General features: G+C 28.7%; 14 protein-coding genes and 2 pseudogenes. 11 read left to right on the forward strand and 5 right to left on the reverse strand.

Annotation, left to right across the window (positions count from 1 at the left end; translation table 11 throughout):
• Window positions 1–282, reverse strand: a pseudogene (locus tag JV528_RS12610) (IS6-like element IS257 family transposase); the annotation flags it as partial.
• Between the two features lie 257 nt (window positions 283–539).
• Here JV528_RS12610 and JV528_RS12615 point away from each other — a divergent pair.
• From JV528_RS12615 to JV528_RS12645, 7 genes are all read left to right on the forward strand, one after another.
• A complete protein-coding gene (locus JV528_RS12615; protein WP_058611747.1) occupies window positions 540–1934 on the forward strand; it encodes an NAD(P)H-binding protein in 1395 nt (464 codons plus the stop codon).
• A gap of 645 nt (window positions 1935–2579) precedes the next feature.
• Entirely contained in the window at window positions 2580–3080 is a 501-nt protein-coding gene (locus JV528_RS12620) for a TspO/MBR family protein (protein WP_025907145.1), read from the forward strand.
• Between the two features lie 4 nt (window positions 3081–3084).
• Entirely contained in the window at window positions 3085–3558 is a 474-nt protein-coding gene (locus JV528_RS12625; RefSeq protein WP_037560298.1) for a glycosyl-4,4'-diaponeurosporenoate acyltransferase CrtO family protein, read from the forward strand.
• Complete coding sequence (locus JV528_RS12630) at window positions 3559–5055, forward strand: phytoene desaturase family protein (protein WP_025907141.1); 1497 nt, start codon at window positions 3559–3561, stop codon at window positions 5053–5055. It begins immediately after the preceding gene.
• A 60-nt stretch (window positions 5056–5115) separates the two neighbouring features.
• Entirely contained in the window at window positions 5116–6159 is a 1044-nt protein-coding gene (locus JV528_RS12635) for a glycosyltransferase family 2 protein (RefSeq protein ID WP_037560297.1), read from the forward strand.
• Window positions 6160–6214: 55 nt separating this feature from the next.
• Entirely contained in the window at window positions 6215–7096 is an 882-nt protein-coding gene (locus tag JV528_RS12640; RefSeq protein ID WP_025907137.1) for a phytoene/squalene synthase family protein, read from the forward strand.
• Window positions 7093–8598, forward strand: a complete 1506-nt coding sequence (locus tag JV528_RS12645; protein ID WP_025907135.1) for a phytoene desaturase family protein — start codon at window positions 7093–7095, stop codon at window positions 8596–8598. The genes JV528_RS12640 and JV528_RS12645 overlap by 4 nt, the downstream gene beginning before the upstream one ends.
• Before the next feature lie 48 nt (window positions 8599–8646).
• Here JV528_RS12645 and JV528_RS12650 read toward each other — a convergent pair whose 3' ends face one another.
• Window positions 8647–9072 (reverse strand): pyridoxamine 5'-phosphate oxidase family protein, encoded by a 426-nt coding sequence (locus tag JV528_RS12650; protein WP_025907133.1) that lies wholly within the window; start codon window positions 9070–9072, stop codon window positions 8647–8649.
• Window positions 9073–9255: 183 nt separating this feature from the next.
• Between JV528_RS12650 and JV528_RS12655 the strand changes: the two genes are divergently transcribed.
• Window positions 9256–10638 carry a cryptochrome/photolyase family protein gene (locus tag JV528_RS12655; protein ID WP_164961657.1) on the forward strand — a complete coding sequence of 461 codons (1383 nt, stop codon included), beginning with the start codon at window positions 9256–9258 and terminating at the stop codon, window positions 10636–10638.
• Between the two features lie 38 nt (window positions 10639–10676).
• On the opposite strand, the gene JV528_RS12660 is transcribed toward JV528_RS12655, so the two are convergent.
• Both JV528_RS12660 and JV528_RS12665 read right to left on the reverse strand, forming a co-directional pair.
• Window positions 10677–10835, reverse strand: coding sequence for a hypothetical protein (locus tag JV528_RS12660; RefSeq protein ID WP_158491184.1), 159 nt, complete (start codon window positions 10833–10835; stop codon window positions 10677–10679).
• A 52-nt stretch (window positions 10836–10887) separates the two neighbouring features.
• The gene (locus tag JV528_RS12665) at window positions 10888–11328 is read right to left on the reverse strand and encodes an antibiotic biosynthesis monooxygenase family protein (protein WP_025907129.1); all 441 of its coding nucleotides are present in this window, start codon (window positions 11326–11328) and stop codon (window positions 10888–10890) included.
• Window positions 11329–11632: 304 nt separating this feature from the next.
• On the opposite strand from JV528_RS12665, the pseudogene JV528_RS12670 reads away from it, so the two are divergent.
• Window positions 11633–11728: pseudogene (locus JV528_RS12670) on the forward strand (integrase core domain-containing protein); the annotation flags it as partial.
• A gap of 179 nt (window positions 11729–11907) precedes the next feature.
• Window positions 11908–14637: an ATP-dependent DNA helicase gene (locus tag JV528_RS12675; protein ID WP_162665149.1), complete on the forward strand. Its 2730-nt coding sequence runs from the start codon at window positions 11908–11910 to the stop codon at window positions 14635–14637.
• Window positions 14638–15067: 430 nt separating this feature from the next.
• Here the strand turns inward: JV528_RS12675 and JV528_RS12680 are convergent, their stop codons facing one another.
• Window positions 15068–15850 (reverse strand): hypothetical protein, encoded by a 783-nt coding sequence (locus tag JV528_RS12680; RefSeq protein ID WP_000483487.1) that lies wholly within the window; start codon window positions 15848–15850, stop codon window positions 15068–15070.
• Between the two features lie 230 nt (window positions 15851–16080).
• Here JV528_RS12680 and JV528_RS12685 point away from each other — a divergent pair, with 230 nt between their 5' ends.
• Window positions 16081–16536, forward strand: coding sequence for an HIT family protein (locus JV528_RS12685; RefSeq protein ID WP_065315671.1), 456 nt, complete (start codon window positions 16081–16083; stop codon window positions 16534–16536).
• Window positions 16537–16684: the final 148 nt, after the last annotated feature.

The raw sequence follows: 16684 nt of genomic DNA on the forward strand, positions 1-16684 counted from the left end.
ATCAATGGCACGATATAAATAACTCCATTTTCCTTTTATTTTGATGTACGTCTCATCAATACGCCATTTGTAATAAGCTTTTTTATGCTTTTTCTTCCAAATTTGATATAAAATTGGGGCATATTCTTGAACCCAACGGTAGACCGTTGAATGATGAACGTTTACACCACGTTCCCTTAATATTTCAGATATATCACGATAACTCAATGCATATCTTAGATAGTAGCCAACGGCTACAGTGATAACATCCTTGTTAAATTGTTTATATCTGAAATAGTTCATACAGAAGACTCCTTTTTGTTAAAATTATACTATAAATTCAACTTTGCAACAGAACCAAAAATGGAATCGTTTTAATTAATTTATAAGCTTAAATGCTATTACCTAAATATTTGTTAGCGAATATTTAAAAAGGGTATTTACTCTATAGTATGAAAAAGAGAAAAAAATAAATATGTAGAAAATCAATGATTTAATAAGAATAACCCAAACTATTTAAAGTAAGAACTATAATTTAAAAGTTGAAAGGAATGAATTTTATGGCGCGTATATTATTAACAGGTGCTTCTGGATACATTGGAAGTAATTTGATGAAAAAATTAAAAGTTGAAAATGAAATAATTGCTATTTCAAGAAATATAGAAAATAAAGTAGATGAGAAAAATGTAACTTGGAAGAAAGCAGATATATTTTCATTAATTGATGTTGAAAATGTTATGAAAGATATTGATATTGCTATTTACTTAGTCCATTCAATGATGCCGAATTCTAAGCTTACACAAGCTAAATTTGAAGATATGGATTTTTTATTAGCTGATAATTTTGGAAGAGCTGCTAAAAAAGAAGGTGTTAAGCACATTATTTATATGAGTGGTCTAATACCAAAAGAGGATAATCTTTCTCGACATTTAGAGAGTCGATTAGAATGTGAAAAAGTACTTGGTTCATATGGAGTGCCAGTCAGTACACTTAGAGCAGGTTTAATAGTTGGATCGAACGGCTCTTCATATCCAATTTTAAAAAAATTGACACAACGATTACCATTATTGTTGTTACCTAAATGGGCAAATAATATTACACATCCTATCTATATTGATGATGTCATAAATTCAATTACTAAAGTCGTATCAAGAAGGCCTAAACTAAATGAATCAATTGATGTTGGTGGTCCAGATGAGTTGACATATAAGGATTTATTTAAGCAAACGGCTAGTGTTTTAAATAAAAAAATGCCAATGTTTAATTTGCCGATTATACCTTTGATTCTCTCTAAATACTGGATAAGACTTATTAGCGGTGAAAAGAAAGAAATTGTGTATCCTCTTATGGACAGTTTAGTTCATAATATGAGAATGGATAATAAAAATTATATAGAAGGAATATCCGATGGGAAAACTACATTTAAAGAAAGTGTTAAATTAGCATTAAAAAATGAATCATCGAGTAAGAAAAAGAAAAACAAAAGTAAAACGATAAAAAATGTGAAATCTGTTCAAAGGTTTCGAATACCTACTCATATGACTATAGAAGATATAGCAAATGATTATATGGAATGGTTAAATAATCTTAATAATAAAATAATCTCTACTAAATACATTAACGGTAGATACATGATTTCACTTTTTCCTATAAAGAACCCTATATTAATATTAGAAAAGTCGGACTCCCGTTCAGATGTAAATAGGCAACTTCTCTATATAACTGGGGGAGGATTTTCAAAAAATAAAAATAAAGGTAGAGCGAGAATGGAGTTTCGTAGAGTACTAAATAAAAATGAATGTATAGTAGCTATTCATGAATATGAACCTACACTTCCATGGATTATTTATAAACTAACGCAAGCAAGAATACACTTATACGTTATGACTTTATACAATATACATCTAAAATCAATAGAATATAAAGTTAATAAATTGAATTTAGATAAGATTTAATATCTTTGAATCATAGTAAATATTCAAGGGGGTATATACATGAAAATCTATATTACATTCTTAAAAATTTTAAGGTTTTTTATAAAACAATTTTTAAAATTTTATTGGACTATATGCGGAATAGTATCTTACGTTTTGATCAAATATAAAAAAAATTAAGCTAATACTATGTTTAAAGTTGTTATTAAAAGGTAATATAGGATTAAGAGACTAGAGCTCTTGTCATAATAAGTGAAAGCGAGTTGAAGGATTAATTCCTTGCTCGCTTTTTATAAAACTAAATAAATGAAAATTACTTATTTAGCGGACTTTAATATAAAAAATCTATTTAAAGTGTTTTAATTTAAAAAAACAGTTTTCAATAAAATAACACCCCACTAATCAGTGAGGTGAAAAGGATTTTCTAAATATGTGTTGAATAGATAACAGATATAAAACATTCAACCTAAATATATTATATATCAAAAAAAGATGAATTTAAATAAAATCAGCCTATTTTTTACATAAAATACTATATTAATATTTAAATGGGAATAGACTTTAAATTATATATTGAAAATGTTTTTGATAGAAGAATAACATGACTAATAGAGATGTGCAACCTCTAGAGATAAAAGCAAGTTACTCTAAAAAAGGAGAATAAATATGAATGTAATTGAAACAATAAAAACAATCATAAAAGTGATAACACCAATTATCGGTGGTAAATTTATAGGTAAATTTGCAGTGAAAAACGCGAGAAAAGATTATAAAAATAATGTTAGACCACCTTTTTCACCCCCCGGCTATGTCTTTCCAATTGTGTGGCCAATATTTTATACAACGATGGGCGTAGCTTATGCATTAGTGACTAATAAATCTACTAGTAAGGATTTAAAAGGTGCTTATTACACGCAATTAAGCCTGAATTATCTATGGTCGATATTATACTTCAAATATAAATTACGCTTTAGTGCGTTGATAGAGAGTGTTGTATTACTGGGCGCAGTAGTTACAACAACTGTGAAATTTTTCAATGTAAAAAAAGTTGCTGGCATTTTACTAGTTCCATATATGCTTTGGAGCGCTTTTGCTACTTATTTAACAGCTGGTAATTGGTATTTAAATAAAGATAACCCAAGCTATACAGAGAAATCTGAGAATTAAATTGATGAAAAAGATTATATATATTGCGCTATATTGGTTTATAGTTCAAATGATTATAGCTCAACTTGGTACTCGTATTAGTTATAAGTTCTTAGAAAAGGATAATAAGTATTTTCGAAGTTGGAATTTTGAACAAGAGGGTCAATTATGGCAACAATTAGTTAAAGTGCAATATTGGAAAGATCATTTGCCAGACGGTCAAAATCTTAACCCTAATATCAGTAGTAAAGCGACTTTCGATATATCTAAAAATATGAATGATATACAGCGATTTATATTAGAAACTAGACGTGCAGAGATGGTTCATTTGCTATCCATATTTCCTGTTATTGCGTTTTTTAAAGCGTCAAAAAGCGTTAAAATTATTAATTTCGTATATGTCATTATAGCTAATGTGCCTTGTATGATTGTTCAGCGCTATAATCGCCCTAAGTTAATACGTATTTATAATAAATTACAAAAAAGAAAAGGTGATTAAATGGGAAATAAGAAAGTGGTTGTCATAGGAGGTGGCTTGGGAGGGATTGCTAGCGCAATTTGTATGGCTCAAGCAGGCTATCAAGTGGATTTATATGAACAAAATAAGCATATCGGTGGAAAGGTAAATAGGTTGGACATAGATGACTATGGATTTGATCTCGGTCCATCAATTTTAACCATGCCTAAAGTATTTCAACGCTTATTTCAACGATGTGATGAAAGGCTAGAAGATTATGTTAGTATTCGTAAGTTAAGTTTACAGATTAGAAACGTTTATCCAGATGGCCAAATTTTAGATTTATATGAATCCATGGAAGATATATTAACAAATAATGAATCGTTAACAAATAAAGATATAGAGCAACTTTCTTCGTTTTTTAGTTACGCACAAAAGATACATCAAGTTGCTGAAAAAAGCTACTTTGATAAGGGATTAGATACGATGTTTGCAATTATTCGTTATCATGGTCCGTTTTCAGCTTTAAAGCAATTCGATTATTTTCATACAATGCAACAGGCCATTAATAAAAGGGTGGATAACCCATATTTAAGAGAAATGCTAGGTTATTTCATAAAATATGTAGGCTCCTCATCTTATGATGCTCCGGCTGTATTGAGTTTATTACCTCAAATGCAACATGAGGAAGGTTTGTGGTACGTAGATGGTGGCATTCATAATTTAGCGGAAGCGATGGAACAATTAGCGAGAAAATTAGGTGTGGGCATACATTTTAACACCCCTGTAAAACGTATCAATTATAATAGTCAAAATAAGGTGACAGGGATTACAATAGAAAATAATGAGGAAATATATGCAGATTACATTATATCTAATATGGAAGTAATCCCTGTTTATAAATATTTATTGAATTTTGATGCAAATCAAATAAACAAATTGGAACGTAAATTTGAGCCAGCTAGTTCAGGTTATGTCATGCATCTTGGTGTGGACAAAAGTTATCCAGAGCTTCAACATCATAACTTTTTCTTTTCAAGTAATTCTAAAGTTAATTATGATCAAGTTTTTCACCAGTATGTTTTGCCTGAAGATCCGACTATTTATGTAGTGAATACAAATAAAACAGATAAGACACAGGCGCCAGAAGGACACGAGAATATAAAAATATTGCCACACATACCATACATTCAGAATAAGTCATTTAGTGAAGCAGAATATTTGCAATTCCGAGAACGTATATTGGATAAATTAGAGTCCATGGGCTTGAAAGATTTGAGAAAGCACATTGTATATGAGGACATATGGACGCCACATGACATTGAAAATACATACAATTCTAATAAAGGAGCTATATATGGCGTAGTATCCAATAAGAAGAAAAATAAAGGTTTTAAATTTCCTAAAAAAAGTCAGTACTTCAAAAATTTGTACTTTGTAGGTGGTTCTGTAAATCCTGGCGCTGGTATGCCTATGGTCACTTTGAGTGGTATGCAAGTAGCAGAAGCTATTCTTAATGGAGAAAGTAGTGGAGATTAAATGATATTTTATATAATAGCAATAGTATTGACGATGCTATCACTAATAAGTGGAATGTGTATGTATGCGCGTCGAGCGATTATAAATAACTCAGGAAAAGAAAGAGGTCAGACAGCCGTCAGTGTTATTGTACCTGCTAGAAATGAAGCGGAGAACTTACCTAAATTAATTAACAGTATAAGTAAAGAGCAAGAAATAGAAGTAATTGTTATGGATGATGGTTCAACTGATGAGACACAAGTTGTTGCTAGATATTACGGTGCGAGCGTATATACTGTTGAAAATGATACTACATGGCAAGGTAAGTCACATGCTTGTTGGCAAGGTAGCAAATATGCAACGCATGATTTATTGATGTTTGTTGATGCTGATGTTCAGTTTGCTTGTGATGATAGTATTCAAAATATAGCCAATCAATATGATTTACAAGGTGGTAAAGGTTTGTTATCAATACAACCTTATCACAAGATAAAAAAGCTATACGAAAATATATCGGCGATTTTTAATTTAATGACAATCGTAGGTATGAATCAATTTTCAATCACGAAATCAGCAAATAATGAGCAAGGCGCGTTTGGACCAGTCCTTGTGACAAATAAGCAAGATTATAAATTGACACAAGGACATTTGAAAGCTAAAAATCAAATCATTGAAGGTTTTGCAATAAGTAAAGCATATAATCAGCAAGGTTTGCCAGTTAGTTTGCATGAAGGCCAAGGTGTAGTGAATTTTAGAATGTATTCTCAAGGATATAAAGCGCTATTAGAGGGTTGGAGTAAACACTTTGCACTTGGCTCTCAAGTAACTAAAAAGTCTACGCTTACGTTTGTATTTTTATGGCTATTTGGTTCACTTACAACAGTTTTAGCGATAATTTTTTCAATTAATTTAGGCTCGTTATATATATTATTAGCTATTACTCTATATTTTATATATGCGATACAATTTCATATATTTATTCGAAGAACAGGAAATTTTAATATCGTTGCGAGTTTATGTCATCCACTGCTCTTCATATGCTTTGTCGTGATATTTTTAAAATCATGGTTAGATATCAATGTATTCAAACGTATATATTGGAAAGGCCGTAGAATAGATTTATAGCTTAGTTTTTTATACAAATGTCAAGAAGTTCTATGCTTACTGAGGAGGCCAATAAATGAATCAATTAGAGAGAGATTATAACCATTGTCACAATATAATGAAAGAACATTCAAAAACGTTCTCATATGCCTTTGATTTTTTGGATTTAAAAAGGAAAAAAGCAATTTGGGCTATTTATGCAGTTTGCAGAATTATAGATGACAGTATTGATAAGTACAAAGACCTTGAGCAATTAGACGGCATATCTAGAGATTTAGATGTGATTTATAGCGATTGTGATCATATTCAAGCGTATCAAAGTGATGCAGCTATTATGAATGCTTTAAGTAATACATTGAATACATATTCAATACCTAAAAAACCTTTTGAATCTTTAATTCAATATGTGAAGGAAGATTTAGTTTTAAAAGAAATGAAAACTGATTCAGATTTATATGACTATTGCTATGGTGTGGCAGGTACTGTCGGTGAATTGTTAATTCCTATATTAAATTCATCAAATGAAAATAATTTCGAGCAAGCTGAAGAAGCTGCGATTGCTTTAGGCAAGGCAATGCAAATAACTAATATTTTAAGAGATGTCGGCGAAGATTTTCAAAATGGAAGAATTTATCTAAGTGTAGAAAAATTAGCTCAATATCGAGTTAATCTACATTCTATATATTATGAAGGAGTTACGCGAAATTATATAGAACTGTGGGAAAGTTACGCTACAGAGGCAGTTAGGTTATATGATATTGCATTAAACGGTATTAATTATTTTGACGAAGAGGTACGTTACATTATCGAATTAGCTGCGATAGCTTATCATGAAATACTTGTGGAAGTAAGGAAGGCAAACTATACGTTGCATAAGAAAGTATATGTAAGCAAATTGAAAAAAATGAAAATTTATCGTGAACTTAGTGCGAAATATAATAGGAGTGAAACATTATGAAGATTGCAGTTATAGGCGGCGGTGTTTCAGGTTTAGCTGCAGCTACAAGATTAGCTGCAAACGGTCACCAAGTAGATTTATATGAAAAGAACCAACAAATAGGTGGCAGGATGAATCAGATCAAGCAAGATGGCTTTACATTTGATATGGGACCAACCATCGTTATGATGCCTGAGATTTATCGAGACGTTTTTAATTACGCTCAAAAAAATATGAATGATTACTTGGTAATTAAACAATTATCACATATATATGATGTTTATTTTAGTGAAACAGATCAAATTCGCGTTCCTACAGATCTTGCTCAATTAAGAGATATGCTTGAAGGTATTGAACCTAACTCTACACATGGTTTTATGTCCTTTTTAACAGATATATACGAAAGATACGAAATAGCACGAAAATATTTTCTAGAACGTACGTTTAGGAAACCTACGGATTTTTATAATCCTTTTACTATATATCAAGGTATGAAACTCAAAACATTTGATAAAGCAGATAATTTAATTGAAAAATATGTTGATAATGAAAAAATCCAAAAGATTTTAGCGTTTCAAACTTTATATATAGGTATCGACCCTAAACGAAGCCCGTCATTGTATTCAATTATACCCATGATAGAGTTAATGTTTGGTGTTCACTTTATAAAAGGTGGTATGTATAGCTTTGTCAGAGCGCTTCAAACGCTAAATGAAGAATTAGGTACTCAAATTCATACCAACGCAAACGTTGAAGAAATTATCATTGATAGTAGGTATAAGCGTGCGGAGGGACTAAAAATAAACGGACATATAGAAAAGTATGACAAAATAATTTGTACTGCTGATTTTCCATATGCTACTTCATCTTTAATTAAAAATGAACATCATCCTAAGAAGTATACGACACAGAAAATTGATAATATGGACTACTCTTGCTCAGCCTTTTTAATGTACATAGGGGTTGATAAAGATTTATCTGAAGATATCTTGTTACATAATGTTATATTTTCAAAGGATTTTGATAATAATATCAATGAAATATTTTCCGGGGAAATATCCCAAGATCCATCAATATATGTATACGCTCCTAGCGTGGAAGATCAATCTTTAGCGCCAGAAGGTCAAACAGGTATTTATGTGCTGATGCCCGTTTCAGAATTGAAAACAGGTGATACGGATTGGTCTGATGAGTCAACAATCACACAAGTGAAGGATATTATTTACAATAAGCTTTCTACGATTAAAGCGTTAGAAGATTTGAAAAAGCAAGTTGTGACAGAAATTATTTATACGCCTAAGGATTTTGAAGGAGATTATAATGCTAAATTTGGAGCAGCCTTTGGTTTAATGCCTACTTTAGCGCAAAGTAACTATTACAGACCGCCTAATGTGAGCAGAGATTACAAAAATTTGTATTTTGCTGGAGCTAGTGTTCATCCAGGAGCAGGAGTGCCAATTGTACTGACGAGTGCTAAAATTACAGTTGATGCTATGTTAGAAGATATTAATAATGGTATATAAAACGCTTAAAATCACTTTTTAATAATGTGATTTTAAGCGCCTTTTTAACTAATCGAACGTAATGGTTTGTGGTGTGTCTAATATTTTATCGTTCATAATTTTTATGGATTTTGGTATTACTCTAATTACACACAAGTTTGGATCATCCTTAGAGTCAAAAAAGGACTTATCTTGTTTGTTCCAAATCCAATCAATAGTCTCTTGATCTTTCAGTATTTCAACAGTCGCATCAATTTCCAGAAAACTATGATTATTCGTTTCATCGTAACCTATAAGTACATGAGCTTTGGGATTATCTTTAAATTCAGCAATTTTTTTAGACTCAATACTTGTCTTAGTATAAAGTGTGTGTCCATAATTATAAAATACCATGTATCTACTATTAGGTGTATTGTTATGTGCAGTAGATAGGACACCTATTTTTGATGTATTTAATATATTTTCAATTTCATTTTGTAATTGTTCGTTATTCATAATTTAATCACCTCTGATAATAATATACCCTGAAGTTGCCTATAATATGTAAGGTATAAAAATTTATTTTATTTTTTAGTGAATTATACAAAAGTTAAAACGGGTATATGATTGAAAACACAATCTTAAGTTAAAGGACAATTATAAAGTGAATTTGTACAAAACAAAATGGGAGGCAATAAAATGCATTTAGGAGTCATACTTAACAGAGTTTTTAGAACGAAAGATAATCCACTTTTTCAATATATAGTGAAGCATCAAAATGAGATAGATAAATTGTATTTTATCTTACCTTTAGAAGATTTAACTGACGCATCAGAAGTAAAACGTGACTATTACCATAAAGTTGTAAAAGGATTTGTAAATGCTTTAGATAAGCATGATATACAACCTCATATTGTCACATATGAAAAGCTAGGTGAATTAGCTGAAACATTGGCGTTATCTCACGTATTAGTAGCAAAAGATATTATGAGTTATCACAAAGAAATATATGACTATCCTCATGTAAAAAAGGCTTTTGAAAATCACCAAGTTACAGTAATTGGACAGCGCGTGAATCATTATTTTGAGCCAACAAAGACTTTTAATAAACAGCAACAGCCTTATAAAGTGTTTACTAGTTTTTATAAAGCAAATCGTAAAGATTTAGTACATACACCTAAAAAAAATTATCAATTTAAGCACTTGGCCCAAATTGCTGAAAAGGGTTTAAATCAAAGTGACTTAAATTTTAAAAATAATAAAGATTTAGAACAGTTAGCGCGCAAAAGATGGGGTGAATTTTTAAATGGTGACATAGCTCATTATGATAAATTGATTGACGATGTATCGCAGGATTTTGTAAGTGGATTAGGTAAATATTTAGCATATGGTCTACTTGATATTCGTGAAATTATAAATGATTTACTTGAAGGTTACGATAGTGATGAAACAAATTATGAAGGTTTTATAAGAGAGGTTATATTCCGTGAATTTTATTATGTGTTAATGACACAATATCCAGAAGCTGCCACTAAATCTTTTTCTGAGAAATATCGCAACATGAAATGGTCTTATAATAAAGCACATTTTGAAGCATGGAAAAAAGGACAAACTGGCTATCCAATCGTTGATGCTGCAATGAAAAAGTTGAATCGTACAGGGTATATGCATAATCGCTTGAGAATGATCGTATCTCAATTTTTAACGAAAAATTTATTTATTGATTGGACTTGGGGTGAGAATTACTTTAGACAGAATTTGATAGATTATGATAATGCATCTAATGTACATGGATGGCAGTGGTCGGCATCAACTGGGACAGATGCAGTGCCTTATTTTAGAATGTTTAATCCTATCCGACAAAGTGAAAAATTTGATTCTAATGGCTATTTTATTAAATCTGAAATTGAATTATTTAAAGAAGTACCGACACATTTTATACATAATCCTACTCTATATCGGAGTGAGCTTTATGAAAAATATAATATTGAATTTGATAAAGACTATCCTAATTCAATCGTAAATCATAATGAAAGCAGAAAATATGTTTTAGAAAAATTTAAATCTATAAATAAATATTAATTTGAAAAACACTCCATAAATAAAAGATAGGAGTGTTTTTATTCTTCAATTTTTAAATCATTTTCATTTGAAAGTTTAAATTCTTCATTACTTTCAATTTTTTCAATATCTTCAATATCTTCAGAAATTGAATCTAATCTTTTGTGAATCTCTTCTTCAGTCCATCCAGTATCTTTTAAATGCTTATTAATATTCACAAAATCAACTCCTATAATTTATCTATCCTATATATTTGTAACAAATATTTCATTAATTATCAGCTAATTCAAAACGTATATTATAAGATAAATTTCTATTTACTATATGTTGGTCAACCCCTTTATTTGTGCCTCTGTTTAAATGGGTTGCTTTGTATTGATTAGAATGTTGCCAGTTATAAAAATCTTGCCTATCTAACCATAAAGTTAATATTATATAGTGCTCATTTTCATTGTGTGGTTCTAAAAACCTTAAAGCTTTATAACCAGTTACCGTATTTAGTCTTTTGAATCTATTTAAAAATTTTTCTTTAAAATTATTTTGTCTATTGCTATTTACATATAAATGGTTCATAACACAGAAATAATTATTGTTTAAATTACCATCTTTCTCTAAAATACTATATGATTTTTGACAATTATTTTTGATAATTTGTATTGAATTGTTTTTTTCATGGATCACATAAGATTGATTCGAATTAAAAATAACCATTATTAACCTCTCTATTCCATCTAATAATATACTTATTGTAACATTGTTTATAAAACCAAACCATTATAATAGATAGTATTAGCAGTTTAAAATTTTTATTATTTTACTAAAAATATGATGAGGTCTATTTATTTAAAATTTAAATTGGACTTTATTTTAGCAAAATCACTAATTAGGGGAGGCGTATCATAAATGATGAGGTTAAATATTAAAAATAATATTAAATACATTAGTAACATCTCAGACATAATTTTGATTATTAGAAATAAATTTAAACTTAGAACAGTTATAAACAGAATTATTTGATTATGTAAATTGGTACAACAATTTTAGACCACATTCTTCATTACAGTATTTAACGCCAATGGCGTTTAAAGATATACACATGAAAAGTGTCTAAAAAACTGTTGACATTCCACTCTATATTTGATTGTAGTTGTTTATAGATAGTAAGATCATTCATTATACATGGATTTTTGTGACACAATTCCAGACAAACTAATAAACTAATAAAATAAAAAAATAAAGGCGCGAAAACAGGAATTATTAAATAAAATATTAATTTAATAAGGGGAACAAATGAAAAATATAGATATCGCAATTTATGATATAGATAAAGTTATTTGTAAAAGTATTGAGAATAACTCATCAGATTTAGGTTATTTATCACAAAGTATCTTATCACATTTAAGAAACTACGTAGAACATATTGGTATGAAATATTATTTCGAAAGTGTAAATGAAGATATGACTAATAGTTCTTCAAATATCTATAATGAAATACAAATGGGAATAGATTATTTTAGGAAGCATTACAAATTGAATTGGCTTAAAAATTTTCATGAATTACTTCAGCAATCTGTTTCTCATTATACATTTGATGAAGATAGATCCGAACGGTTATTTATAAAGTATTATGACTTAATGTTAGAATTAAAAGAAAAGTTAAAGAAAGATTTTGAAATGGATTTATTGCAAAGTTTATATAAAGTACCGCTGAATATTGATAGTGATTTAAAAGGATATTATCATACAATATCTCAATTAATAGGTAATAAATACACTGATAATGAATATGAAGTAGATAATTCAAGGTATTATATTGAAAAAACAAAACCATTTGTTATTGAAAATAAAGTATATTATGAAATTACATTTAGAAATGCAAATGATAAAACTAGTAAATACGAAAGACTGATTGGTTATTCAAAATATAGAATAAACACAAATTATGCTGTAAAATTCGCATTAGAAAGGCAAACAATAAGTTATTTAGGGATTAAAGCTAACGTAATAATAATAAATGATTACGAAATATCTATAAGGCCTTGTGAATTTAATAATTTTGCTAAAATATTAGATTACGATTTAAAATTACAAACAAATCATAATGAATATAAAAAATTAATGAAATTGTTAAAAGAATTTAATTTACATTTACTTGATATTGTTTTGTTAGATGACGATGAATTTAATGAATTGGAGTGTTTAGTGAATAGCGAATCAGCAGTTATTAATATTTTTAATGTGTTGAGACTAGCAAGAAGATATATTTTAACAAATAAATCAGGCGCAAATGTTCTTAGGTATTTATTATTTGTTTTTAACAATAGGATAATTCGTTTACAGTTACCTTATATTAGGAATAAATGTTATAAATTATCTAACCTTATATTGGATTATAAATGTGTTCCATTTGATCAAATGCCATTTACAGCCTCTTTAAAAGGCCATAATCCTAATATCTATACTTTGTTACAATGTATAGAATACAAAGGGAGAGAATATGAATTATTAGTCAGGAAGATTCAAAAGAATACTTTGAAGAATAAGAAAGTTTATACAATCAAAGAAGAAATTGAGCAGTATGGTGTTGTAAACGAACTAATCGATAAATATAATAATAATTTGTATTATAAGCATCGACCGAATAGAGAAATACATTCATTTGGTGATAATTATTATTTATATGAAAATGAGCAGAGTATTATGAGTATAATAAAGTCAATTAAACTATTGTCAAATGAAAGCGTAGAGGGCTATTCAAATTCAGTAGAGTTTTGGCTAAATAATGAATATACATCGTTGGATTGTAAAGAAAAGAAGGAAATACTCTTAAGAATGTTTTCAAATAGCAAAATATCGATGGTATACGGAGCTGCTGGAACAGGGAAATCAACTTTAATAAACCATATTTGCAATTTTTTCTATGATAAAGATGTTATCGTCATAGCAAATACTAATACTGCAGTAGACAATATTAAAAGAAAAATCAAATTATCTAACATTAAAACGTCTACTATTTCTAAATTTTTATATAATGATAAAGAAAAGTATGACTTGTTAATAATCGATGAGGCAGGTACAGTTAGTAATAAGGACATGAATCGAATTCTTGAAAACAAGCAATTTGAATTATTATTAATTGTCGGTGATAATTATCAAATCGAATCGATAGATTTTGGAAATTGGTTCGAAATTGCCAAAGATGTTTTGCCAAAAAATATAATCAACGAACTAACTAATATGTATCGAACTAAAAATGATGATTTACTTTACTTTTGGAAATCTGTTAGAGAAAAAAAGAGTAATTTAAATGAAATTATTAATATGAATAAATATTCTACAAGATTAGATGAAAGTATATTTAATGAATTCAATAAAGATGAAATTATTCTTTGTTTAAATTACGATGGTATATATGGTATCAATAACATTAATAGATTATTACAAGCAAATAATAAAAATGATTCTGTAATTTGGGGTGTGAAAGAATATAAAGTTGGTGATCCTATTCTATTTAATGAAACTAATAAGTACTCACCAATACTTTTTAATAATTTAAAAGGGTCAATAATTGAAATATATGTTTTTGAAGAATATATATTGTTTGATTTAGAAATAAATAAAGTTATAAATGAACTTGATATTATTTTGTTAGAAATTGATTTAATAAGTTCTTCTGAAAATAGTTCGGTGATTAGGATTAGAGTAGAAAAAAGTGATGGGTTGAATGATGATGATAATGATTCATCTGATAGTATAGTTCCTTTTCAAGTGAGTTATGCAATTTCAATACATAAAGCTCAAGGGTTAGAGTTTAATTCAGTAAAAATTGTTATATCTGATGATTTAGACGAACAAATCACTAACAATATTTTTTATACTGCAATTACACGAGCTAGAGAAAATTTAAAGATTTATTGGTCACCACGAACTGAAAAGAAAATTATTGATAATATAATTTCTAAAAGAAACTTGAAGGATCTTTCTATATTAAAATCTCGAATAAAAAAACAAAATGCTTAGAAATTTTCATACGACGCTTATATAGAACCATAAAAACGCGATTTACGGGACCATGTAAATCGCGTTTTTTTAGTACCATATAAATCGTTCGACTAGTACCAGTGATTTTATTTAATTTTTCTCAACGACTCTACTTCTAAAAATATTTTAAATGACTTTGATACAGCACAAATTAAAATCGCATAAGCGATGACTTTTCCACTTAATTTCTTATGCCATTCTACGGAAGTCATTTGAGAACAAAGTATTAATGATTTTTCAAGGCTTCTTATTTCGAATACCTCCATGAGATACTATTGTTCTTGTTCAGTTGTATACGGCAATAAAAAATCATCATTTACTAAAATAAAAGCGATGTAACTTTTACCATTTCCGGTGATACCTTTTTAAACCGCCATTTACATAAATACTATCTTTAAATATAACTTGATTATTTGAAAGTATGTGAAAGTAAATTAAGGATTGGTACGTTTTGGTTAATTAAATATCTACCTAAATATTCCTCTAATTGACTTGTTGCATGTTCATTCAGCAAAACAGGAATAATCCATGCTGTATATAAATAATCATCTAGAAATTCTCTACATGTAGAATATTGTTTTTTTAATTCATTGTCTTTTATATACAATGAAGATAATATTTTTCCGGAACCTTTATCTTCATCCATCTTCTTAAATAAGTCACCTTCTTGATTTTTAACTAATTTATATTCATTACCCTTAAATTCATATTTGAAATGTGATTTTCCAACTACGCAAACCATGCCATCTTTTCTTTGAGTAACATAGATGTAATTTATTATTGGGTTATTTCCATTAGCCCTATTATTATTTGTTAATGTGTTACTTATATTAGACAATAAATCCTCAAAATATGTAATAATATATTCATCTAAGGGTTTATTGTTATTACTAATATTACAATTTTGTTTGATAGCATAAAAAGCTTCTAGGTTTAATTCAAATGGTTCCGCGCTAACGATTTTGCTATCTTTGTTGTCTATAATAAATTCGATTAGTAATTTCTTAATCATTTCGTGATGTTTTCTAGGCTTATTGTAATGACAGGCTTTATAAAGCTGTGTATTAATTCTATTAAACATTTCTATTTGCAAGTCAGCAAGAATAGTTCTACAGTCTTCATAGATATCATGTACTGGGTATGGTTTATTAGGAAACATGCTATATATTTCTTTATATGTTGTATTGAACACGTTAATTATACCTCCTACTATCTATTAATACTATTGTAATTATCAGATATAACTAAGTAAATGAATCGTCTACACTTAATTGGACAAATTCTATGAAAATAGATATTGTTAATTTAAGAAAGAAATTACGAATGAACGCATTCTCAAAAATTGCATTTAAATAATGAAATATAGAGTAACTTGAGAAAGTTGTTTCATCTAAAATATATAAACAGTAGAGGGGAGAACTTATGCACTGGAAAGAAAATAGAATAAAATCAGCCAAAAATGACACGATTCGGATGGTAATCAAAGAATTAAAAGGTAGTTATGTGGTTTTTGGAGATGTTCAGTTTCTTCCAGGTTATTGTGTATTACTTCCTAAAAGAGAGGTAAGATTATTGAATGATCTTACTTTAGAAGAGCGACAAAATTACTTATTAGATATGAGCTTTGTTGGTGATGCTATGATGAAAGCATTGAAACCTACAAGAGTAAATTATGAAATACTAGGTAATAAAGATTACTTTCTTCATGCACATTTATTCCAAAGATATGAATGGGAAGATGAATCTGTTAGGTATATGCCAGTGTGGGCGTATGATGCTTCTAATTGGTCTAATGAAGAAACGGCTTACGATTCTGATAAACATGATGAAATTAGAAATAAGATAAAGAACGAACTTGAACAATTGTATAACATATAAACCAAAGAGGCTGGGACATAATGAAATGCTCCCTTCAAAGTAGACATTGAAAAAATGAAAACTATGAAGGGAGCTTTATTTATGTCAATAAAACCTAAAGTAGACATAGATGTACTGCTATATATGTTTCAAGAATATGAAAAAGGCG

It is taken from the genome of Staphylococcus sp. GDB20D11A (assembly GCF_016893255.1).
Classification (GTDB): Bacteria; Bacillota; Bacilli; order Staphylococcales; family Staphylococcaceae; genus Staphylococcus; species Staphylococcus aureus.